Annotated in this window: 33 protein-coding genes; all 33 read right to left on the bottom strand. The window is 67.1% G+C overall.

Annotation, left to right across the window (positions count from 1 at the left end; translation table 11 throughout):
• Positions 1-5: 5 nt before the first annotated feature.
• On the bottom strand, positions 6-1,391 hold the full coding sequence (locus ACSU6M_RS20620) for a hypothetical protein (RefSeq protein WP_437071209.1): 1,386 nt from the start codon (positions 1,389-1,391) through the stop codon (positions 6-8).
• A 205-nt stretch (positions 1,392-1,596) separates the two neighbouring features.
• Complete coding sequence (gene rplQ / locus ACSU6M_RS20615; protein ID WP_437071207.1) at positions 1,597-2,094, bottom strand: 50S ribosomal protein L17; 498 nt, start codon at positions 2,092-2,094, stop codon at positions 1,597-1,599.
• Positions 2,095-2,262: 168 nt separating this feature from the next.
• Positions 2,263-3,285, bottom strand: a complete 1,023-nt coding sequence (locus ACSU6M_RS20610) for a DNA-directed RNA polymerase subunit alpha (protein ID WP_003966937.1) — start codon at positions 3,283-3,285, stop codon at positions 2,263-2,265.
• 142 nt (positions 3,286-3,427) lie between these two features.
• Positions 3,428-3,832 carry a 30S ribosomal protein S11 gene (gene rpsK, locus ACSU6M_RS20605; RefSeq protein WP_003956432.1) on the bottom strand — a complete coding sequence of 135 codons (405 nt, stop codon included), beginning with the start codon at positions 3,830-3,832 and terminating at the stop codon, positions 3,428-3,430.
• A gap of 65 nt (positions 3,833-3,897) precedes the next feature.
• Entirely contained in the window at positions 3,898-4,278 is a 381-nt protein-coding gene (rpsM, locus tag ACSU6M_RS20600; protein WP_437071205.1) for a 30S ribosomal protein S13, read from the bottom strand.
• 202 nt (positions 4,279-4,480) lie between these two features.
• On the bottom strand, positions 4,481-4,594 hold the full coding sequence (gene rpmJ / locus ACSU6M_RS20595) for a 50S ribosomal protein L36 (protein WP_004984509.1): 114 nt from the start codon (positions 4,592-4,594) through the stop codon (positions 4,481-4,483).
• A 60-nt stretch (positions 4,595-4,654) separates the two neighbouring features.
• Positions 4,655-4,876 carry a translation initiation factor IF-1 gene (gene infA / locus ACSU6M_RS20590; protein WP_003948620.1) on the bottom strand — a complete coding sequence of 74 codons (222 nt, stop codon included), beginning with the start codon at positions 4,874-4,876 and terminating at the stop codon, positions 4,655-4,657.
• A gap of 181 nt (positions 4,877-5,057) precedes the next feature.
• The gene (map, locus tag ACSU6M_RS20585) at positions 5,058-5,894 is read right to left on the bottom strand and encodes a type I methionyl aminopeptidase (RefSeq protein WP_437071203.1); all 837 of its coding nucleotides are present in this window, start codon (positions 5,892-5,894) and stop codon (positions 5,058-5,060) included.
• 145 nt (positions 5,895-6,039) lie between these two features.
• Complete coding sequence (locus ACSU6M_RS20580) at positions 6,040-6,696, bottom strand: adenylate kinase (RefSeq protein WP_437071201.1); 657 nt, start codon at positions 6,694-6,696, stop codon at positions 6,040-6,042.
• Positions 6,696-8,009 carry a preprotein translocase subunit SecY gene (gene secY, locus ACSU6M_RS20575; protein ID WP_437071200.1) on the bottom strand — a complete coding sequence of 438 codons (1,314 nt, stop codon included), beginning with the start codon at positions 8,007-8,009 and terminating at the stop codon, positions 6,696-6,698. The genes ACSU6M_RS20580 and secY overlap by 1 nt, the downstream gene beginning before the upstream one ends.
• Before the next feature lie 234 nt (positions 8,010-8,243).
• Positions 8,244-8,699, bottom strand: coding sequence for a 50S ribosomal protein L15 (gene rplO / locus ACSU6M_RS20570; RefSeq protein WP_067018996.1), 456 nt, complete (start codon positions 8,697-8,699; stop codon positions 8,244-8,246).
• Between the two features lie 2 nt (positions 8,700-8,701).
• Positions 8,702-8,884, bottom strand: coding sequence for a 50S ribosomal protein L30 (gene rpmD, locus ACSU6M_RS20565; protein WP_003998814.1), 183 nt, complete (start codon positions 8,882-8,884; stop codon positions 8,702-8,704).
• A 2-nt stretch (positions 8,885-8,886) separates the two neighbouring features.
• Positions 8,887-9,492, bottom strand: coding sequence for a 30S ribosomal protein S5 (gene rpsE, locus ACSU6M_RS20560; protein ID WP_019753099.1), 606 nt, complete (start codon positions 9,490-9,492; stop codon positions 8,887-8,889).
• A gap of 36 nt (positions 9,493-9,528) precedes the next feature.
• Positions 9,529-9,909, bottom strand: a complete 381-nt coding sequence (rplR, locus tag ACSU6M_RS20555; protein ID WP_399649794.1) for a 50S ribosomal protein L18 — start codon at positions 9,907-9,909, stop codon at positions 9,529-9,531.
• Between the two features lie 3 nt (positions 9,910-9,912).
• On the bottom strand, positions 9,913-10,452 hold the full coding sequence (rplF, locus tag ACSU6M_RS20550) for a 50S ribosomal protein L6 (protein ID WP_399649792.1): 540 nt from the start codon (positions 10,450-10,452) through the stop codon (positions 9,913-9,915).
• A gap of 24 nt (positions 10,453-10,476) precedes the next feature.
• On the bottom strand, positions 10,477-10,875 hold the full coding sequence (gene rpsH / locus ACSU6M_RS20545) for a 30S ribosomal protein S8 (protein ID WP_014674378.1): 399 nt from the start codon (positions 10,873-10,875) through the stop codon (positions 10,477-10,479).
• 211 nt (positions 10,876-11,086) lie between these two features.
• Positions 11,087-11,272 (bottom strand): type Z 30S ribosomal protein S14, encoded by a 186-nt coding sequence (locus ACSU6M_RS20540; RefSeq protein ID WP_003956452.1) that lies wholly within the window; start codon positions 11,270-11,272, stop codon positions 11,087-11,089.
• A 5-nt stretch (positions 11,273-11,277) separates the two neighbouring features.
• On the bottom strand, positions 11,278-11,835 hold the full coding sequence (rplE, locus tag ACSU6M_RS20535) for a 50S ribosomal protein L5 (protein ID WP_014674377.1): 558 nt from the start codon (positions 11,833-11,835) through the stop codon (positions 11,278-11,280).
• A complete protein-coding gene (rplX, locus tag ACSU6M_RS20530; RefSeq protein ID WP_350962687.1) occupies positions 11,835-12,158 on the bottom strand; it encodes a 50S ribosomal protein L24 in 324 nt (107 codons plus the stop codon). The genes rplE and rplX overlap by 1 nt, the downstream gene beginning before the upstream one ends.
• A gap of 2 nt (positions 12,159-12,160) precedes the next feature.
• Positions 12,161-12,529, bottom strand: coding sequence for a 50S ribosomal protein L14 (gene rplN, locus ACSU6M_RS20525; protein WP_055718836.1), 369 nt, complete (start codon positions 12,527-12,529; stop codon positions 12,161-12,163).
• Between the two features lie 95 nt (positions 12,530-12,624).
• A complete protein-coding gene (gene rpsQ, locus ACSU6M_RS20520; protein WP_153539280.1) occupies positions 12,625-12,909 on the bottom strand; it encodes a 30S ribosomal protein S17 in 285 nt (94 codons plus the stop codon).
• Positions 12,909-13,133, bottom strand: a complete 225-nt coding sequence (gene rpmC / locus ACSU6M_RS20515) for a 50S ribosomal protein L29 (protein ID WP_007494763.1) — start codon at positions 13,131-13,133, stop codon at positions 12,909-12,911. Before rpmC ends, rpsQ begins: the two co-directional genes overlap by 1 nt.
• The gene (gene rplP, locus ACSU6M_RS20510; protein ID WP_009190136.1) at positions 13,133-13,552 is read right to left on the bottom strand and encodes a 50S ribosomal protein L16; all 420 of its coding nucleotides are present in this window, start codon (positions 13,550-13,552) and stop codon (positions 13,133-13,135) included. Before rplP ends, rpmC begins: the two co-directional genes overlap by 1 nt.
• Positions 13,553-13,557: 5 nt before the next feature.
• Entirely contained in the window at positions 13,558-14,382 is an 825-nt protein-coding gene (gene rpsC / locus ACSU6M_RS20505; RefSeq protein ID WP_437071197.1) for a 30S ribosomal protein S3, read from the bottom strand.
• A complete protein-coding gene (gene rplV / locus ACSU6M_RS20500; RefSeq protein WP_366130434.1) occupies positions 14,382-14,729 on the bottom strand; it encodes a 50S ribosomal protein L22 in 348 nt (115 codons plus the stop codon). Before rplV ends, rpsC begins: the two co-directional genes overlap by 1 nt.
• 41 nt (positions 14,730-14,770) lie before the next feature.
• Positions 14,771-15,052 (bottom strand): 30S ribosomal protein S19, encoded by a 282-nt coding sequence (gene rpsS / locus ACSU6M_RS20495; protein ID WP_030233885.1) that lies wholly within the window; start codon positions 15,050-15,052, stop codon positions 14,771-14,773.
• A 12-nt stretch (positions 15,053-15,064) separates the two neighbouring features.
• A complete protein-coding gene (rplB, locus tag ACSU6M_RS20490; RefSeq protein ID WP_437071196.1) occupies positions 15,065-15,901 on the bottom strand; it encodes a 50S ribosomal protein L2 in 837 nt (278 codons plus the stop codon).
• 39 nt (positions 15,902-15,940) lie between these two features.
• Positions 15,941-16,360, bottom strand: coding sequence for a 50S ribosomal protein L23 (gene rplW, locus ACSU6M_RS20485; RefSeq protein ID WP_437071195.1), 420 nt, complete (start codon positions 16,358-16,360; stop codon positions 15,941-15,943).
• Positions 16,360-17,010 carry a 50S ribosomal protein L4 gene (rplD, locus tag ACSU6M_RS20480; protein ID WP_437071194.1) on the bottom strand — a complete coding sequence of 217 codons (651 nt, stop codon included), beginning with the start codon at positions 17,008-17,010 and terminating at the stop codon, positions 16,360-16,362. Before rplD ends, rplW begins: the two co-directional genes overlap by 1 nt.
• A gap of 8 nt (positions 17,011-17,018) precedes the next feature.
• Positions 17,019-17,663, bottom strand: a complete 645-nt coding sequence (gene rplC / locus ACSU6M_RS20475) for a 50S ribosomal protein L3 (RefSeq protein ID WP_110629818.1) — start codon at positions 17,661-17,663, stop codon at positions 17,019-17,021.
• Positions 17,664-17,680: 17 nt separating this feature from the next.
• A complete protein-coding gene (rpsJ, locus tag ACSU6M_RS20470; protein WP_003948644.1) occupies positions 17,681-17,989 on the bottom strand; it encodes a 30S ribosomal protein S10 in 309 nt (102 codons plus the stop codon).
• 535 nt (positions 17,990-18,524) lie between these two features.
• Positions 18,525-19,664, bottom strand: a complete 1,140-nt coding sequence (locus ACSU6M_RS20465) for an acyltransferase family protein (RefSeq protein ID WP_437071193.1) — start codon at positions 19,662-19,664, stop codon at positions 18,525-18,527.
• 240 nt (positions 19,665-19,904) lie between these two features.
• A complete protein-coding gene (gene tuf / locus ACSU6M_RS20460; protein ID WP_437071192.1) occupies positions 19,905-21,098 on the bottom strand; it encodes an elongation factor Tu in 1,194 nt (397 codons plus the stop codon).
• Positions 21,099-21,154 lie beyond the last annotated feature (56 nt).

The raw sequence follows: 21,154 nt of genomic DNA, 5'->3' as shown, positions 1-21,154 counted from the left end.
AGCGCTCAGACCCTGCCCCTGGGGTTCAGCACGATCTCACCGGAGTCGTTCGCCGGGTCGCCCTCGTTCGGCATCGTGTACGGGAAGAACGCCCGCCCCGCGGCGCCGCGGATCACCTCGTCGACCCGGAGGCCGAAGGTGAAGGTACGGGAGTCGTTCTCCAGGACCGGCGTGGACACGAAGCAGAGGTAGTCGCCCTCGGCGCCCTCCCAGCCCGCCGCCTGGCAGCCCTCGGGCACCGAGGTGGCCGTGGTGCCCGGGGGCAGGTCGACCCAGAAGGAGATCGGCTCGCCGCCGGAGCGGAGCAGGGCCAGCCAGGCGGGGCCGTGGTTGGCGAAGCCGATGTCCACGGACACCGTGTCGCCCTGGCGGGCCCGCAGCCGCTCACCGGTCAGGTCCAGGTCGAAGGTGTTCGTGGTCGGCAGGTCCAGCTCCGCCCAGCGCGTGTAGCCGGCCGGGTCCGCCTGCGGCAGCCGGACCAGCTCCAGCGCGGGACCCGTACCGGCCTGGTAGTCGCCCTCGGCCACCAGCCGGCGGGCCTCGTCGGCGGGCACCGCGCTGAAGCGGTAGGACAGCGCGTCGTGCAGCGCGAAACCGGCGGTCGCGACCGGGAAGGGTGCGCTCAGCCCGTAGGCGGCGTCCCCGGCGAACTGGCTGTCGAAGACGCACAGCGCCTCGGAACGCCCGAACAGGTCCTCGGGGTCCCGCGGGTCGTACCAGCAGTTCTGGAAGGTGCCCGGGAAGGACAGGCCCCGGCTCACGTAAACCCGCAGCACGACCCCGTCGCCGCCCAGCCCGCCGACGTTGCGGAAGCCCAGGCCCGCCTGGAAGGTGTCGCCGGCCCGGAACCCGGCGGGCTCGGCCAGCTGCTTGTTCAGCAGCTCGGGCCCACCGACCAGCACGTCCACCGTGTGCCCGGTGAACGCCAGCCCCTCCCCCGCGGCCGTGATCTCGATGGCGCCGGCGTCCCCCGCGGCGCTCTCCTCGGTCACGTCGAGCCGGATGCCGCCGAGCCGGTTGTAGTCCGACCCGGCGTAGATCTCGGAGCCGTGGCAGGTGGCCACCAGCCCCGCCACGGAGCAGCCGTCCAGTCCGGCGAAGTCCACCGCGGCGACCCCGGCCAGCGAGCTCGCGTCCACGGTGACGGTGTAGTCCCCGGTGTGGATCGGCCAGATCACCCCGTTCTCGTCCGGCACCGCCTCACCGGGCGCCCGCAGCCCGAGCTCGACCTGCGGCTCGACCGGATCACCGGGCTCCTGGTGCAGGGAGACGTTGACACTCTCGGGGCCGGTCACGGCGACCGGCAGCGGCTCTTCCTGCGCCAGGGCCGGGCCGGTGAACGCCGTACCGGCCAGCGCGGCCAGCGCGACGGCGGAGACGGTTCGCCGCACAGCGACGAGTGAAGGCATGGAACCCCCCGTGAAAGATCGGACGTCACCTGCATGACCACCGAACCCGCCGAAGGGTTGCCCTTACACGGAAGCGGGCCCGCTCCTCGGAAGGAACGGGCCCGCAAACGCCCTGAAGGGGCACGGGAACCGCGCGAACCACCGCGACGAAGCCGCAGCCGCCGGCGAACGGTCCCCGGCAGAACGCTTACGCGTCCTTGGACTCCTCGGCGGGAGCCTCGGCGGCCTCCGGAGCCTCGGTCGTCTTCTCGACCTTGGTCTCCTCGGCCTCCTTGGCCGCACGCTTGGTGGCGGCCTCGGCCTCACCCGTGGCCTGCTGCGCGACGGTCAGCGCCTCGACCAGCTCGATGACAGCCATGGGCGCGTTGTCGCCACGGCGGTTACCGATCTTGGTGATGCGGGTGTAACCGCCGGGGCGGTTCTCGTAGCGCGGGCCGATCTCGGTGAAGAGCGTGTGGACGACGCTCTTGTCCGTGATGACCTGGAGCACCTGGCGGCGGTTGTGAAGGTCGCCCTTCTTCGCCTTGGTGATCAGACGCTCGGCGTACGGACGCAGACGACGCGCCTTCGCCTCGGTGGTGGTGATGCGGCCGTGCTCGAAGAGGCTCTTCGCCAGGTTCGCGAGGAGCAGCTTCTCGTGCGCGGCGCTGCCGCCCAGACGGGCACCCTTGGTGGGCTTCGGCATGATCTTTCTCCTGTGTGTCTGCCCCGGCCGTATCAGGTACCGGGGTCAGTATCCGAGCGAGCGGTTGCCCGTCGGAGATCCGGGCGCCTTTTCGGACGCCCGGAAGGGTCCGCGCCCCTCAGGGGCGCGGGGAACTGCGCGACCAGCCACAACGGACCGGCAGCCGACTCAGTACTGCTCGGTCTCCACGAAACCGGCGTCAGCGTCGTCGTCGGCACCGAACGCGTCAGCGGCGGCGGTCGGGTCGAATCCGGGCGGGCTGTCCTTGAGGGCCAGGCCCATGCCGGCCAGCTTCGCCTTGACCTCGTCGATGGACTTCGCACCGAAGTTGCGGATGTCCAGCAGGTCGGCCTCGGAGCGGGCGACGAGCTCACCCACGGAGTGGATGCCCTCACGCTTGAGGCAGTTGTACGACCGAACGGTGAGCTCCAGCTCCTCGATCGGCAGGGCGAGGTCGGCGGCGAGCGCGGCGTCCGTCGGGGACGGACCCATGTCGATGCCCTCGGCGTCGATGTTCAGCTCGCGGGCGAGACCGAACAGCTCGACCAGGGTCTTACCCGCGGAGGCCATGGCGTCACGCGGACGCATCGCCTGCTTGGTCTCGACGTCGACGATCAGCTTGTCGAAGTCGGTGCGCTGCTCGACACGCGTGGCCTCGACCTTGTACGTGACCTTGAGAACCGGCGAGTAGATCGAGTCGACCGGGATCCGGCCGATCTCCTGACCCACCTGCTTGTTCTGCACGGCGGAGACGTAGCCGCGACCGCGCTCGACGGTCAGCTCCATCTCCAGCTTGCCCTTGCCGTTGAGCGTAGCGAGGACGAGGTCGGGGTTGTGCACCTCGACACCGGCCGGGGGCGCGATGTCGGCGGCGGTGACCAGACCCGGACCCTGCTTGCGCAGGTACATCACGACCGGCTCGTCGTGCTCCGAGGAGACGACCAGCTGCTTGATGTTGAGGATCAGGTCGGTGACGTCCTCCTTGACGCCCGGCACGGTGGTGAACTCGTGCAGGACACCGTCGATGCGGATGCTGGTGACAGCAGCGCCGGGGATCGACGACAGGAGGGTGCGGCGGAGGGAGTTGCCGAGGGTGTAGCCGAAGCCCGGCTCCAGCGGCTCGATCACGAACCGGGAGCGGAACTCGTCGACGACCTCTTCGGTCAACGAGGGACGCTGAGCGATCAGCATGTGTGGATCAGATCCTTCTTTCGTGGACGCCCGCTATTTGACGTCCGACGGAACCGCCCCGGCAAAAGGGACGGGTACTGCAAGGGTACGGGCGGCACGACCCGAAAGAGCCGTACCGCCCGAGAAGCCCGAGAAAGCGAGGTCAGACGCGACGACGCTTCGGCGGACGGCAGCCGTTGTGCGGGGTCGGGGTAACGTCCTGGATGGAGCCGACCTCGAGGCCCGTGGCCTGCAGGGAGCGGATCGCGGTCTCACGACCGGAGCCCGGGCCCTTGACGAACACGTCGACCTTGCGCATGCCGTGCTCCTGGGCGCGGCGGGCAGCCGACTCGGCGGCCATCTGCGCGGCGAACGGCGTGGACTTCCGGGAGCCCTTGAAGCCGACGTGGCCGGCGGAGGCCCAGGAGATCACGTTGCCGGACGGGTCCGTGATCGACACGATCGTGTTGTTGAACGTGCTCTTGATGTGCGCGTGGCCGTGAGCGACGTTCTTCTTTTCCTTGCGGCGCACCTTCTTGGCAGCGCCCTGACGTCCCTTGGGGGGCATCCTTTAACTCCTACGGGAGGTGGTCGGTCCTACAGCGAAGACCGTGGACAGGTGTCCGCTGCGGACTACTTCTTGCCCGGCTTCTTCTTGCCGGCGATGGCGCGACGCGGGCCCTTGCGGGTGCGAGCGTTGGTGCTGGTGCGCTGGCCGCGGACGGGCAGACCGCGACGGTGACGCAGACCCTGGTAGCAGCCGATCTCGACCTTGCGGCGGATGTCGGCCTGGATCTCGCGACGGAGGTCACCCTCGGTCTTGATGTTGTTGTCGACGTACTCGCGGATCGCGACGAGCTGCTCCTCGGAGAGGTCGCGGACGCGGGTGTTCGGGTCGACGCCGGTCGCAGCCAGCGTCGCCTTCGAGAGGGTCCGGCCGATGCCGAACACGTAGGTGAGGGCGACCTCCACGCGCTTGTCGCGCGGGATGTCAACACCGGAAACGCGTGCCATTCAATGGCTCCTGGTGATCTTCGGAGGTCTTCCGCAGAACCGACTCCCAGCCGCCGTACCAGGTACGAACTGGGTCCCCGGCCTCCGAACCGGGGGTGTCAGGCAGGAAGAGATCCCTGCCTGGATTCTGCGTATGAACAAATTCAGCTCGCGTCGCGCGAAGACTCTGCAATAGAGGTGCAGAGGGTGTGATCTGCTGCGATCAGCCCTGGCGCTGCTTGTGGCGCGGGTTCTCGCAGATGATCATGACCCGGCCGTGACGGCGGATCACCCTGCACTTGTCGCAGATCTTCTTGACGCTCGGCTTGACCTTCATTGGGTGAGGTTCTCCGGGTCAGTGCCACCGCCGCGGGAGGTCCCGGGGCGCGGGCAAGATCTACTTGTACCGGTAGACGATCCGGCCACGCGTCAGGTCGTACGGAGACAGCTCCACCACGACCCGGTCGTCAGGGAGGATGCGGATGTAGTGCATACGCATCTTGCCGCTGATGTGTGCCAGGACCTGGTGGCCGTTCTGGAGCTCGACCTTGAACATGGCGTTCGGCAGAGACTCGACGACAGTGCCCTCGATCTCGATGGCACCTTGCTTCTTGGCCACGCTTCGCCCTTCGAATCGACTACCTTGATCGACTCCGCCGTGCACCCTCCGCAACCTCTGGGGGCATGCAGACATGCGGGTACACAAGAGCCGACGAGTCAGTCTACGTCAGCGCACCCGGAAAGACGAATCGAGAACGACCGGGGACAGTCTGCCCCGGCACGCAGATCGTTACGCGCGCTCAGGCCAGCGGGTCCGGGGCCGCCGTGACGCCGTACTCGGCGAGCTTGGCCTTGCCGCCGTCGGGGGCGGTCAGCACCAGGGGGCCGGCCTCGGTCAGGGCGACGGAGTGCTCCCAGTGGGAGGACCAGGTGCCGTCGGTCGTGATGACCGTCCAGTCGTCCTCGAGGACCTCGGTGCGCGGAGTGCCCAGGGACACCATCGGCTCGATGGCCAGGCAGAAGCCGGGGACCAGCTTGGGGCCCTTGCCGCGGCGCCGGTCGACGTAGTTCAGCAGGTGCGGGTCCATGTGCATCTCGGTGCCGATGCCGTGGCCGCCGTAGTCCTCGATGATCCCGTACCGGCCGCCGCCCGGCTTCGGCTGGCGGCGGATGTACGTCTCGATGGCACGGGAGATGTCGACGAGCCGGTTGCCCTGCTTCATCGCCGCGATGCCGGCCCACATCGACTCCTCGGTCACCCGCGAGAGCTCGACCAGCTCCGGAGCGTGGCCGGAGCCCACGAAGGCCGTGTAGGCGGCGTCGCCGTGCCAGCCGTCGACGATCGCGCCGCAGTCGATGGAGATGATGTCGCCGTCCTTGAGGACGACGTCCTCGGACGGGATGCCGTGCACCACGACCTCGTTCACCGAGGTGCAGATGGTCGCCGGGAAGCCGCCGTACCCGAGGAAGTTCGACTTCGCCCCGTGCTCGGCCAGCACCTTGCGCGCGACCTCGTCCAGGTCCTTGGTGGTGGCCCCGGGCACGGCGGCCTCACGGGTGGCCGCGTGGATCGCGGCGACGACCAGGCCCGCCGCACGCATCTTGGCGATCTGCTCCGGGGACTTGATCTGCACCATGAGGACTACGGCCTTTCTGGACCGGAAGGGACCGGGAGAGCGGTGGGGAGCGGATGAGCTACCCATCCACGATAAACGGCGCAGCCACACAGCAGCCGCGGCCCCTTGTGACAAGGGACCGCGGCTACGGCGGCGTACCGACGGACTACGCGTCTTCGCGCTTGAGCGCGGCCAGGGCGCGCGCGGTGACCTCGTCCACCTGGCCCATGGCCTCGATGGTCACGACAAGGCCCTGGGCCTTGTAGTAGTCGATGATCGGCTCGGTCTGCGTGTGGTAGACCTCCAGCCGCTTGCGGACGGTCTCCTCGGAGTCGTCGTCGCGCTGGTAGAGCTCACCGCCGCAGACGTCGCAGACGCCTTCCTTGGCCGGCTTCTTGTACGTCACGTGGAAGACGTGCGCGGAGTCGTTGCGGCAGATGCGCCGGCCGGCGATCCGCTTGACGACCTCCTCCTCGGGGGCTTCGAGGTCGAGCACGGCGTCCAGCTTGATGCCCTCGGTGTTCAGCAGCTCGTCCAGCGCCTCGGCCTGGGAGACGTTGCGGGGGAAGCCGTCCAGCAGGAAGCCGTTCACGGCGTCCGGCTGCTCCATGCGGTCCTTGGCCATGGCGATGGTCACCTCGTCCGGGACGAGGTTGCCGGCGTCCATGTAGGACTTGGCGAGCTTGCCGAGCTCCGTCTGCTGGCTGATGTTGGCGCGGAACAGGTCGCCCGTGGAGATGTGCGGCACCCGCAGCTTCTCGGCGAGGCGTGTGGCCTGCGTACCCTTACCCGCGCCCGGTGGCCCGACGAGGACGATTCGCATCAGCGGAGGAACCCTTCGTAATTGCGCTGCTGGAGCTGGCTCTCGATCTGCTTCACCGTCTCGAGACCGACACCCACGATGATCAGGATGCTGGTCCCGCCGAACGGGAAGTTCTGGTTCGCCCCGAAACCAGCCAACGCCATCGTTGGGACAAGAGCGATCAGGCCCAGATACAGCGAACCCGGCCAGGTGATCCGGTTGAGTACGTAGGAGAGGTACTCAGCGGTCGGTCGGCCAGCCCGGATGCCCGGGATGAAGCCACCATACTTCTTCATGTTGTCGGCGACTTCTTCGGGGTTGAACGTGATGGCCACGTAGAAGAACGCGAAGAAGACAATCAGGAAGAAATAGAGAGCGATGTGAACCGGCGCCCCGGTGTCCGCCAGGTTCTTCTGGATCCATACCGCCCAGCCGGACGTGGAGTTGGCGAACTGGACGATCAGAGCCGGGATGTAGAGCAGCGACGACGCGAAGATGACAGGAATCACACCCGCCTGGTTCACCTTCAGCGGGATGTACGTCGAGGTTCCGCCGTAGGAACGGCGGCCGATCATGCGCTTCGCGTACTGCACCGGAATGCGGCGCTGGGCCTGCTCGACGAAGACGACCAGGCCGACCATGACGAACCCGACGAGCATGACGGTGCCGAACTCGATCCAGCCGTCGGCCAGGGAGCCCTCCTGCTTGATGGCCCACAGCGCGGCCGGGAAGGTCGCGGCGATCGAGATGAACATCAGGATCGACATGCCGTTGCCGATGCCGCGGTCGGTGATCAGCTCACCGAGCCACATGACGAGGGCGGTACCGGCGGTCATGGTGATCACCATCGTGATGGTGATGAAGATGGACTGGTCCGGCACGATCGAGGCGGCCTGCGGGCAGTTGCCGAACAGCGCGCCGCTGCGGGCGGTGGCGACCAGACCGGTGCCCTGGAGAATGGCGAGCGCCACGGTCAGGTAACGGGTGTACTGCGTGATCTTCGCCGTGCCGGACTGTCCCTCCTTCTTGAGGGCTTCCAGGCGCGGGATGACCACGGTCAGCAGCTGAAGAATGATGCTCGCCGTGATGTACGGCATGATGCCCAGCGCGAAGATCGTGATCTGGAGCAGCGCACCGCCGCTGAACATGTTGACCAGACCGAACAGACCCTGGTTGGTCTCTACCTGGTCCACACATGCCTGCACGGCCCGGTAGTCGACACCGGGGATCGGGACGTGTGTACCGACCCGGTAGATCACGATGATGCCGAGCGTGAAGAGCAGCTTCTTGCGCAGGTCGGGCGTCTTGAACGCCCGGGCGAACGCGGTGAGCACGGTGCCTCCTGCGACCCCCGCGCCAGTGCGTCAAGGGTGACGGTCTTGAGGTTCGACGAATACGTAACGGTCAACTGCCGCTCTGAGTGCCCCATGTGAAGCATCCAGTGAAAGTTGGCAGTGCAGGCCACCTTACCGGCGAGACTGCCACCCTAGGAACGACCAACCGGGGATACCCCATTTGTGGGGTATCCCCGGTCGGGATCGCTCAAGTCATCGAGACGCCTGATGGACTCAGACGAGCTCGGTGACGGTACCGCCGGCGGCGGTGATCTTCTCCTTGGCGGAGCCGGAGACGGCGTCGACCGTCACCTGCAGCGCCACGGAGATCTCGCCCTGGCCGAGGACCTTGACGAGGCTGTTCTTGCGAACGGCACCCTTGGCGACCAGACCCTCGACGGTGACCTCGCCACCCTCCGGGTACAGCGCGGCCAGCTTGTCGAGGTTCACGACCTGGTACTCGGTCTTGAACGGGTTCTTGAAGCCCTTCAGCTTCGGGAGACGCATGTGGAGCGGCATCTGGCCACCCTCGAAGCGCTCCGGAACCTGGTAGCGGGCCTTGGTGCCCTTGGTACCACGACCGGCCGTCTTACCCTTCGACGCCTCACCACGACCCACACGGGTCTTGGCGGTCTTGGCGCCCGGGGCGGGACGGAGGTTGTGGATCTTCAGCGGGTTGTTCTCCGCCATGATCAGTCGACCTCCTCGACCGTCACGAGGTGGCGGACGGTGTGCACCATGCCGCGGAACTCGGGGCGGTCCTCCTTGACGACCACGGTGTTGATCCCCTTGAGACCAAGCGACCGCAGGGTGTCACGGTGGTTCTGCTTGCTGCCGATGTAGGACTTGACCTGCGTGATCTTGAGCTGCGCCATGATTACGCACCCGCCCCGGCACGCGCACGAAGGAGAGCCGCGGGAGCGACGTCCTCGAGGGGCAGACCACGGCGGGCCGCGATCTCCTCGGGACGCTGCAGGCCCTTGAGGGCCTCCACGGTCGCGTGCACGATGTTGATGGCGTTGTCGGAGCCGAGCGACTTCGACAGCACGTCGTGGATACCGGCGCACTCCAGGACGGCACGCACGGGACCACCGGCGATCACACCGGTACCCGGCGAAGCCGGCTTGAGGAGAACGACACCGGCCGCCTTCTCACCCTGGATGGGGTGAGGGATGGTGCCCTGGATCCGGGGGACCTTGAAGAAGTGCTTCTTGGCCTCCTCAACGCCCTTGGCGATGGCGGCCGGCACCTCCTTGGCCTTGCCGTAACCGACACCCACGGTGCCGTCACCGTCGCCCACCACGACCAGCGCGGTGAAGCTGAAGCGACGACCACCCTTCACAACCTTGGCGACGCGGTTGATCGCGACGACGCGCTCAACGTACGCGGTCTTCTCGGCGGCAGCAGCGCCGCCGTCACGGCCCTTCCGGTCCCGCCGCTCGCCGCCACCGGCACCGCTTCCGCGGCGCTGGGGTCCAGCCATTGGATTACCTCTCTCTTTCCGCTAGCTACAAGCGGCTCAGAACTTGAGCCCGGCTTCGCGGGCGGCGTCCGCCAGGGCGGCGATGCGCCCGGCGTACTGGTTGCCACCACGGTCGAACACGACGGCCTCGACACCGGCGGCCTTGGCACGCTCGGCGACCAGGGCGCCGACCTTCTTGGCCTGCGAGGACTTGTCCTCGGCACCGCGGATCGACGCGTCCAGAGACGACGCCGACGCCAGGGTGTGGCCCTTCAGGTCGTCGATCACCTGCGCCACGATGTGGCGGTTGGAGCGGGTCACGACGAGACGGGGACGCTCCGCCGTACCGTTGATCCGCTTGCGGATCCGCAGGTGGCGGCGCTTGATCGCGGCGCGCTTGTAGGCGTCGCCCTTCAGGATCTTCTGCCCGTATGCCATGGCTTACTTACCCGCCTTTCCGACCTTGCGGCGGATGACTTCGCCCTCGTACTTGACGCCCTTGGCCTTGTACGGGTCGGGCTTGCGCAGCTTGCGGATGTTGGCGGCGACCTCGCCGACCTTCTGCTTGTCGATGCCCTCGACCTGGAAACGGGTCGGGGTCTCCACCTTGAAGGTGATGCCCTCGGGGGCCTCGACAACGATCGGGTGGCTGTAACCGAGCGCGAACTCGAGGTTCGAGCCCTTGGCGGTCACGCGGTAACCGACACCGCTGATTTCGAGCTTCTTCACGTAACCCTGGGTCACGCCGGTGATCATGTTCGCCACCAGCGTGCGGGAGAGGCCGTGCAGGGCCTTGCTCTGACGCTCGTCGTTGGGGCGGGTCACCTGCAGGGTGCCGTCCTCGCCCTTGGCGATCTCGATCGGCGCCACGACGGTGTGGGTCAGTTCGCCCTTGGGGCCCTTGACCTTGACCGTACGGCCGTCGATGGTGACGTCCACGCCGGCGGGAACCGCGATGGGGAGCTTGCCGATGCGCGACATAGCTGTTTCCTCCGTTCCCTTCTGCTACCAGACGTAGGCGAGGACTTCCCCACCCACGCCCTTCTTGCCGGCCTGCTTGTCGGTGAGGAGCCCGTGCGACGTGGAGATGATCGCCACGCCGAGGCCGCCCAGCACCTTCGGCAGGTTGGTGGACTTCGCGTACACCCGGAGACCGGGCTTGGAGATCCGCTTGATGCCCGCGATGGAGCGCTCACGGTTCGGGCCGAACTTCAGCTCGAGAACGAGGTTCTTGCCGACCTCGGCGTCCTCGACCTTCCAGCCCGTGATGAAGCCCTCCTGCTGGAGGATCTCCGCGATGTGCGACTTGATCTTCGAGTGCGGCATCGACACGGAGTCGTGGTATGCCGAGTTCGCGTTCCGCAGACGCGTAAGCATGTCTGCGATCGGATCAGTCATGGTCATGAATTGGCCTGTGGCCTTTCTCGCCGGGGTTTCCTATATGCGCCATCCCTCTCCCCATACATGGACAGGACGGGTGCGGCGCGGGGACCTACGGCGTAGTAAGTCGTTCAGGGCGGCAGAGGCCCAACCCTCCTAGCCTAAGCCATGAGGGCCGGTGCCCCTGCCGTCCCGGTTGCTTACCGAGAGGTCCAGGAATCCCTTTTTACGGGGATTACCAGGAGCTCTTGGTCACGCCCGGCAGCTCGCCACGGTGAGCCATCTCACGAAGGCACACGCGGCACAGGCCGAACTTGCGGTACACGGAGTGCGGACGACCGCAGCGCTGGCAGCGGGTGTACGCACGCACGCCGAACTTGGGCTTGCGAGCAGCCTTCGCGATGAGAGCCTTCTTCGCCATCTCGCTCACGCCTCCTTGAACGGGAAGCCGAGGTGACGGAGGAGCGCGCGGCCCTCTTCGTCGTTGGTCGCCGTGGTGACCACGGTGATGTCCATACCCCGGACACGGTCGATCTTGTCCTGGTCGATCTCGTGGAACATGACCTGCTCCGTGAGACCGAAGGTGTAGTTGCCACGGCCGTCGAACTGCTTGGGGGACAGGCCGCGGAAGTCGCGGATGCGCGGCAGCGCGAGCGACAGGGTGCGGTCCAGGAACTCCCACATGCGGTCGCCACGGAGCGTGACGTGGGCACCGATCGGCTGGCCCTCACGCAGCTTGAACTGCGCGATGGACTTGCGGGCCTTGGTGACGGCCGGCTTCTGACCGGTGATGGTGGTCAGGTCGCGGATCGCGCCCTCGATCAGCTTCGAGTCACGGGCGGCGTCGCCGACACCCATGTTGACCACGATCTTCACGAGGCCGGGAACCTGCATGACGTTCTCGTACTTGAACTCGTCACGCAGCTTGCCCGCGATCTCCTCGCGGTACTTCGTCTTCAGACGCGGAGTGGTGGTGGTAGCCATCAGATGTCCTCACCCGTCCGCTTGGCAACGCGGATCTTGTTGCCCTCTTCGTCGAAGCGGTAGCCGACACGCGTGACGACCTTCTTGCCGTCCTTCTCCACGACCAGCTGGACGTTGGAGACGTGGATCGGCGCCTCGGTGGTCACGATGCCGCCGGCCTGGGAACCGCGAGCGGTCGGACCGGCCTTCGTGTGCTTCTTGACCCGGTTGACACCCTCGACCAGGACGCGGTCCTCGCGGGGGTAGGCCGCGATGACCTTGCCCTGCTTGCCCTTGTCCTTACCGGTGATGACCTGGACCAGGTCGCCCTTCTTGATCTTCATGCTTACAGCACCTCCGGCGCGAGCGAGATGATCTTCATGAACTTCTTCTCGCGCAGCTCACGGCCGACCGGGCCGAAGATACGGGTGCCGCGAGGGTCGCCGTCGTTCTTCAGAATGACAGCGGCGTTCTCGTCGAAGCGGATGTACGAGCCGTCCGGACGACGGCGCTCCTTGACGGTGCGCACGACGACAGCCTTGACGACGTCGCCCTTCTTCACGTTGCCACCGGGGATCGCGTCCTTGACGGTGGCGACGATGACGTCACCGATGCCCGCGTAGCGGCGACCGGAGCCACCGAGCACACGGATGCAAAGGATCTCCTTCGCACCAGTGTTGTCGGCGACACGCAGTCGCGACTCCTGCTGGATCACGTCTATCTCCTGATCGTCTGCCGGTTCCCCGGGGGCCGCTCAGCGAGCGGCCCCCGGAGCCTGGCGGAACTGTCCTGCGGGGATGCCCGCAGGAATTACTTGGCCTTCTCGAGGATCTCGACGACGCGCCAGCGCTTCGTCGCGGACAGCGGCCGGGTCTCCATGAGGAGGACGCGGTCGCCGACACCCGCGGCGTTCTGCTCGTCGTGCGCCTTGAGCTTGTTGGTACGGCGGATGACCTTGCCGTACAGCGCGTGCTTGACGCGGTCCTCGACGGCGACGACGACGGTCTTGTCCATCTTGTCGCTGACGACCAGACCCTCGCGGGTCTTGCGGAATCCGCGCGCCTCGGTGTTCTCAGTCACGTTCTTCTCGCTCATCAGGCGTTCTCCACCGTCTCGATGCCGAGCTCACGCTCACGCATGAGGGTGTAGATCCGGGCGATGTCCTTGCGGACCGCCTTCAGACGGCCGTGGTTCTCGAGCTGGCCCGTCGCCGCCTGGAAGCGGAGGTTGAACAGCTCTTCCTTGGCCTCGCGGAGCTTCGCCAGAAGCTCCTCGTTGCCCAGCTCGCGCAGCTCGGACGCCTTGGTACCGGCCGACATCACGCTTCACCTGCCTCGCGCTTGACGATCCGGCACTTCATCGGCAGCTTGTGGGCCGCACGAGTCAGAGCCTCACGGGCGATCTTCTCGTTGGGGTACGACAGCTCGAACATGACGCGTCCGGGCTTGACGTTGGCGATCCACCACTCCGGAGAACCCTTACCGGAACCCATGCGGGTCTCGGCCGGCTTCTTGGTGAGGGGACGGTCCGGGTAGATGTTGATCCAGACCTTGCCGCCACGCTTGATGTGGCGGGTCATGGCGATACGAGCCGCCTCGATCTGGCGGTTCGTGACGTACGCCGGGGTCAGCGCCTGGATGCCGTACTCGCCGAACGCAACCTGCGTTCCACCCTTGGACATACCGTTGCGCTTCGGGTGGTGCTGCTTGCGGTGCTTGACCCTACGGGGGATCAGCATGGTGGTCAGGCCTCCGTTCCGGTGCTCTCAGCCGGAGCGGCGGCACCGGCCTCGGCCTGGGGGGCCTCGGCGGCGGGAGCCTGCTGCTGCGGCTTGCGACCGCGCCGCTCGCCACCACGGCCACCACGGGCCGGGCGGTCGGCGCCACCGCGGGCCGGGCGGTTACCCGCACGGGCGGCAGCGTTCTCGGCGCGGACCTCGGCGATGTTCTTGACGTCGCCCTTGTAGATCCAGACCTTCACACCGATGCGGCCGAAGGTCGTCTTGGCCTCGAAGAAGCCGTAGTCCACGTTCGCGCGGAGCGTGTGCAGGGGCACACGGCCCTCGCGGTAGAACTCCGAGCGGGACATCTCGGCGCCGCCGAGGCGGCCACCGCACTGGATCTTGATGCCCTTGGCGCCGGCCTTCATGGCGGACTGCATGCTCTTGCGCATGGCCCGACGGAAGGAGACGCGGGAGGACAGCTGCTCGGCGACGGCCTGAGCAACCAGCTGAGCGTCGGTCTCGGGGTTCTTGACCTCGAGGATGTTCAGCTGGACCTGCTTGCCCGTCAGCTTCTCCAGCTGACCGCGGATCTTGTCGGCCTCCGCACCGCGGCGGCCGATGACGATGCCCGGACGCGCGGTGTGGATGTCCACGCGGACACGGTCACGGGTGCGCTCGATCTCCACCTTGGAGATGCCGGCGCGCTCCATGCCGGACGTCAGCATCCGACGGATGGCGACGTCTTCCTTGACGTAGTCCTTGTACAGCTTGTCGGCGTACCACCGGGACTTGAAGTCCGTGGTGACACCGAGCCGGAACCCGTGCGGGTTTACCTTCTGGCCCATTACCGGGTTCCTTCCTTGCTGGCGACGACCACGGTGATGTGGCTGGTCCGCTTGCGGATCCGGTAGGCACGGCCCTGGGCGCGCGGCCGGAACCGCTTCAGGGTCGGGCCCTCGTCGACGTACGCCTCGCTGATGTACAGCGAGGAGGCGTCCGTGTGGTCGTAGTTGTGCGCGGCGTTGGCGATGGCGCTGTCGAGCACCTTGCCGACCGGCACAGAGGCAGCCTGCGGAGCGAATCGCAGGACCGCCTGGGCCTCCGTGGCGTCCATGCCACGGATGAGGTCCACCACGCGGCGGGCCTTCATGGGCGTGACGCGGATGTACCGCGCCTGGGCCCTGGCTTCCATGGTTGTCCCTTCAGTTACTTACGTGTCTGAATGCGATCCGCTTAGCGGCGCTTCGACTTCCGGTCTTCCTTGACGTGACCCCGGAAGGTGCGCGTCGGCGAGAACTCGCCGAGCTTGTGGCCGACCATCGACTCGGTGACGAACACCGGGATGTGGGTCTTGCCGTTGTGCACCGCGAGCGTGTGGCCGAGCATGGCCGGCACGATCATCGAGCGACGGGACCAGGTCTTGATGACGTTCTTGGTGCCCGCTTCGTTCTGGGCGTCCACCTTCTTCATCAGGTGGTCGTCGACGAAGGGCCCCTTCTTCAAGCTACGAGGCATCTCAACCCGTCCTTAGCGCTTCTTGTTCGTCTTGCGGCGGCGGACGATGTACTTGTTCGACGCCTTCTTGGGCGAACGAGTACGGCCTTCCTTCTTGCCCCACGGGCTGACCGGGTGGCGGCCACCGGAGGTCTTGCCCTCACCACCACCGTGCGGGTGGTCGACCGGGTTCATGACCACACCACGGACGGTCGGGCGAACGCCCAGCCACCGCTTACGGCCGGCCTTGCCCCAGTTGATGTTGCTCTGCTCGGCGTTGCCGACCTCGCCGACGGTGGCGCGGCAGCGCACGTCGACCAGGCGGATCTCACCGGAGGGCATGCGGAGGTGGGCCATCGAGCCCTCCTTCGCGAGCAGCTGCACGGAGGCACCGGCGGAGCGGGCGAACTTCGCGCCGCCACCGGGACGAAGCTCCACGGAGTGGATCGTCGTACCGACCGGGATGTTGCGCAGCGCCAGGTTGTTGCCGGGCTTGATGTCGGCCGCGGGGCCGTTCTCGATCCGGTCGCCCTGGTTGAGGCCCTTGGGGGCCAGGATGTAGCGCTTCTCGCCGTCCGCGTAGTGCAGGAGCGCGATGCGCGCGGTGCGGTTGGGGTCGTACTCGATGTGAGCGACCTTCGCCGGCACGCCGTCCTTGTCGTGACGACGGAAGTCGATCACGCGGTAGGCGCGCTTGTGGCCACCACCCTGGTGGCGGACGGTCACGCGACCGGAGTTGTTACGGCCACCCTTGCTGTGCAGGGGGCGAACCAGCGACTTCTCCGGCGTGGACCGCGTGACCTCGACGAAGTCGGCGACGCTGGCGCCACGACGGCCAGGAGTCGTCGGCTTGTACTTGCGGATACCCATTTCTCAGTCCTCGTCCGATATTCGGACGATCCTGACCGCTTACGCGGTCGGACCGCCGAAGATGTCGATACGGTCGCCCTCGGCGAGGGTCACGATCGCGCGCTTGGTCGCGGCACGCTGGCCGAAACCGGTGCGGGTGCGCTTGCGCTTGCCGACGCGGTTGATCGTGTTGACCCCGGTGACCTTGACCTCGAAGACCGTCTCGACGGCCTGCTTGATCTGGGTCTTGTTGGAGCGCGGGTCGACGATGAACGTGTACTTGTTCTCGTCCAGGAGCGCGTAGCTCTTCTCGGAGACCACCGGCTTGATCAGCACGTCACGGGGGTCCGTGTACGCCTTGCTGACCGGGGTGATGACCGTGTTCTTGCCCTCGGCGGCGTGACGACGCGCCTTCTTGACGCGCGCCTCCTTGGCCTTCTTGGCGGCCTTCGAGGCGACGGCGGGGTGACGGATAGCCATCAGGCCTCAGTCCCTTCGGTGTCGGTGGCCTTCGGGCCGGACACGAAGGACTCGAAAGCGGCCTGGGTGAAGACCACGTCGTCGGAGACGAGAACGTCGTACGTGTTCAGCTGGCCCGGCTCCAGGATGTGGACCTGGGGCAGGTTGCGGGCGGACAGCCACGCGGCCTCGTCGGAGCGCTCGGCGACCAGGAGCAGGTTCTTGCGCTCCGAGATCTTGCCGAACAGCGTCTTGGCGGCCTTGGTGGAGATCTCGCCCTCGACCACGCCGGAGACGACGTGGATGCGGTTGTGGCGGGCCCGGTCGGTGAGGGCACCGCGCAGGGCGGCGGCCTTCATCTTCTTCGGGGTCCGCTGCGAGTAGTCACGCGGCACGGGACCGTGCACGACGCCACCACCGGCGAACTGCGGCGCGCGGGTCGAACCCTGACGGGCGCGACCGGTGCCCTTCTGGCGGTACGGCTTCTTGCCACCACCACGGACTTCGCCACGGGTCTTGGTCTTGTGCGTGCCCTGGCGGGCAGCGGCCAGCTGCGCGACGACGACCTGGTGGATCAGCGGAACGCTGACCTTGGCGTCGAAGATCTCCGCGGGGAGCTCGACGGAACCGGCCTTGTCGCCAGCCGGCGAAAGGATGTCAACAGTGCTCATCGGTTACCTCAGGCCCCCTTGGCCGCGGTGCGGACCAGGACGAGGCCGCCGTTCGGACCGGGAACCGCGCCCTTGATGAGCAGCAGACCCTTCTCCGCGTCAACGGCGTGGACGGTCAGGTTCTGGGTGGTGACCCGCTCGTTGCCCATACGACCCGCCATGCGGAGGCCCTTGAACACACGGCCCGGGGTGGCGCAGCCACCGATGGAACCGGGCGAGCGGTGCTTGCGCTGGGTGCCGTGACCGGCGCCGAGGCCACCGAAGTTGTGACGCTTCATGACACCGGCGAAGCCCTTGCCCTTGCTCTTGCCGGTGACGTCGACCTTCGTGCCGGCCTCGAACACCTCGGCGGTGATCTCCTGGCCGAGCGTGTACTCGGAGGCGTCCGCGGTGCGGATCTCGACGAGGTGGCGACGCGGGGTGACGTCGGCCTTGGCGAAGTGGCCCTTGAGGGGCTTGTTCACCTTGCGCGGGTCGATCTCGCCGAAGGCGATCTGGACCGACTCGTAGCCGTCGACGTCGTTCGTACGGACCTGGGTGACGACGTTGGGGCCGGCCTTGACGACGGTGACCGGAACAACACGGTTGTTCTCGTCCCACACCTGCGTCATGCCGAGCTTCTCGCCCAGGATGCCCTTGATCTGCTTAGCCATTCTCAGCTCACCGACCCTCAGAGCTTGATCTCGATGTCGACACCGGCCGGGAGGTCGAGTCGCATCAGAGAGTCAACGGTCTTGGGGGTGGGGTCGAGAATGTCGATCAGGCGCTTGTGCGTGCGCATCTCGAAGTGCTCGCGCGAGTCCTTGTACTTGTGCGGCGACTTGATGACGCAGTACACGTTCTTCTCAGTGGGCAGCGGCACCGGGCCCGCGACCGACGCACCAGTGCGCGTCACCGTCTCGACGATCTTCTTCGCCGAGGAGTCGATGACCTCGTGGTCGTAGGCCTTGAGCCGGATGCGGATCTTCTGTCCCGCCATGGCTACTCAGTAGTCCTTTGTCTCTTCACGCTCTGGTACCCGGGGAATCTTGCGTTTCTCCGACCCACGCGGTCGGGCGTGTCGCGCTCCCGCTGACACAGATGTCCCTTGTTCGAACATCCCTGTGGGGAATGCACACGGCCCTTCCGGAACCGCAGGCCGGGGGCGCTGCGTCATCGTGCTGACGCGTCGGCCCACCGGGTGCCTGGCCGGTGCCGCGCATACACTTCCCGGAAGATTCCCGTACGTCCGCCCCAGTGCTGCCATCTGGCAGGTAGGGCGACGAGTACTGTGGGACTCGCTTCCGGTCCTCCCGGCGGGAGGCGCGCAGCATCAACACTCGACCGAGCAACTCCGACAGTCTGCCATACGGGGCATGTGCGGCGCCAATCGAGCCGGAGAGAATACCCCGAGAGTGACGCAGGTCAAACACGGCCCGGACACACCCCGCACGCCGGTCGAGTCCTTCGGGGGTGCCGGCGGACCGGGAGGCGGGAGAAGGGCACGCCCGCGGCCGGAGGAACCCCCGGCCTTCTCAGGAAGTGCCCGCGCGCGGCCGCGTGAACGCCCTGTCCAGCCCCCGCTTCAGCACCCGTGACACCGGCCGCTCCACGTACCGGTGCACCAGCCAGGCCAGCAGCAGGAACCCGGCGGTGACCAGGACGAGCAGCAGGCGGGCGTCCATGGTGTCGCGCAGCCGGTTGATGAGCGTCGTGCCGGCGACGTAGTGCAGGAGGTAGAGGGGGTAGGTCAGACAGCCCGCCGTCGCCAGCCGGCGCCACTGGAAGCGGTCCGCCCGGCCGAGCGCCACGGCCACCATGACCAGCAGGAACACGGTGTAGATCAGGACCGCGCCGCGCCAGCTGGAGACGCCCTCGTAGGCGACGCGCTCCGCCAGCTCGTGCTGGGCCATCAGCCAGGACATGCCGAGGATGCCCCACAGGAGCAGGTCCTGGCCGAAGCGGTGCATCAGGTACAGGGCGAGGCCCGCGATGAAGTACCAGGCGCCGTCGGGCTGGGCCACGAGGGTGAGCAGCGGGAGCCCGGCGACCGGCGCGAGCATGGCCGCGGCACCCCAGAGGCAGGCGAAGGCGACGACCCGGCGGTATGTCAGGCCCATCGCGACGACGACCAGGAACAGCAGGTAGAAGCGCAGCTCGGACCAGAGGGTCCAGTAGACGGCGTCGACATGGGGCACGCGCGAGCCCGACTGGAGCATCGTGAGGTTGACCAGCACCTCCCGCAGCGGCAGCCGCTCCCAGACGCCGGGCAGGGCGACCAGCACGCCGGTGGTGAACAGCACCGCGAACCAGTACGCCGGGTAGAGGCGGGTCACGCGGGAGACGAAGAACTGCCGGGGCGTGCGCCCCCAGCAGGACATGCAGATCACGAAGCCGCTGATCACGAAGAAGATCTCGACGCCGATCCAGCCGAAGGACGCCACCCGGAACACCGTCGGCATGATGTCCGACACCGGCCGGTCCCAGATGGCGTTGCCCGGCCGGTCGGCGCGCCGTGTGCCGGCGAAGTGGTGGGCCACCACCAGCAGCGCGGCGAGCAGCCGTATGCCGTCCACGAGGTAGAGCCGGGGGCGTGTGCGGGCGGCGGGGTCCTGGGGCGTGCGGGCCGGCGCGGGCGGCGGCCCGGGGCGCTCGGCGACGGCGACACCGCTCATGGCTATCGACGATCGGGGCACACCGGCACGCTACGGGGGCACCTTCCGCGCGTTACGGACACAGGCCCCCATAACCCCCGCGCCTCACCAGGTGTTGCCCCACTCGCCCTCCCCCGTTCCCGAACCCTTCACCGGCCCCGCCCCGGACATGGCGAAGGGGCCCGCACGACCGAGGTCGTACGGGCCCCCTCTGGAGCTCGATGGAGCTACCGGGTCAACGGACCCTCAAGCAAGCGGAACTTACTTGACGATCTTGGTGACCTGGCCGGCGCCCACGGTCCGGCCACCCTCACGGATGGCGAACTTCAGGCCCTCCTCCATGGCGACGGGCTGGATCAGCTCGACGCGCATGTCGGTGTTGTCGCCCGGCATGACCATCTCGGTGCCCTCGGGGAGGTGCACGACGCCGGTCACGTCCGTGGTACGGAAGTAGAACTGCGGGCGGTAGTTGTTGAAGAACGGCGTGTGGCGGCCACCCTCGTCCTTGGACAGGATGTACGCCGTGGCCTCGAACTCCGTGTGCGGGGTGACCGAGCCCGGCTTGATGATGACCTGGCCGCGCTCGACGTCCTCGCGCTTGATGCCGCGGAGCAGCAGACCGACGTTCTCACCGGCCTGGCCCTCGTCGAGCAGCTTGCGGAACATCTCGATGCCGGTGACCGTGGTGGTGGTCTTCTCCGGCTTGATGCCGATGATGTCGACGGTCTCGTTGACCTTGAGGACACCACGCTCGATACGGCCGGTGACGACCGTACCGCGACCGGTGATCGTGAAGACGTCCTCGATCGGCATCAGGAACGGCTTGTCGACGTCACGCTCGGGCTCCGGGATGGACTCGTCGACGGCCTTCATCAGGTCGAGGACGGACTGCGTCCACTCGGCGTCGCCCTCGAGGGCCTTGAGCGCGGAGACCTTGACGACCGGCAGGTCGTCGCCCGGGAACTCGTACTCGGAGAGGAGCTCACGGACCTCGAGCTCGACGAGCTCCAGGATCTCCTCGTCGTCCACCATGTCGGCCTTGTTCAGGGCGACGACGATGTACGGCACGCCGACCTGGCGGGCCAGGAGCACGTGCTCCTTGGTCTGCGGCATCGGACCGTCGGTCGCGGCGACCACGAGGATCGCGCCGTCCATCTGGGCGGCACCGGTGATCATGTTCTTGATGTAGTCCGCGTGACCGGGGCAGTCGACGTGGGCGTAGTGACGCGCCTCGGTCTGGTACTCGACGTGCGCGATGGAGATGGTGATACCGCGCTGGCGCTCCTCAGGAGCCTTGTCGATGTTGTCGAACGGGGTGGCCTCGTTCAGCTCCGGGTACGCGTCGTGCAGCACCTTGGTAATGGCGGCCGTGAGGGTCGTCTTACCGTGGTCGATGTGACCGATGGTGCCGATGTTGACGTGCGGCTTAGTCCGCTCGAACTTCGCCTTCGCCACTGGGGTCCTCCTGGGAGTGGTTCTGGTACGCCTTACTTCATCGGCGCCAGGTGATC

It is taken from the genome of Streptomyces sp. enrichment culture (assembly GCF_964272895.1).
Lineage (GTDB): Bacteria > Actinomycetota > Actinomycetes > Streptomycetales > Streptomycetaceae > Streptomyces.
The sequence above is the reverse complement of the archived record's forward strand: the minus strand, read 5'-3'. Positions and strand labels throughout refer to the sequence as shown.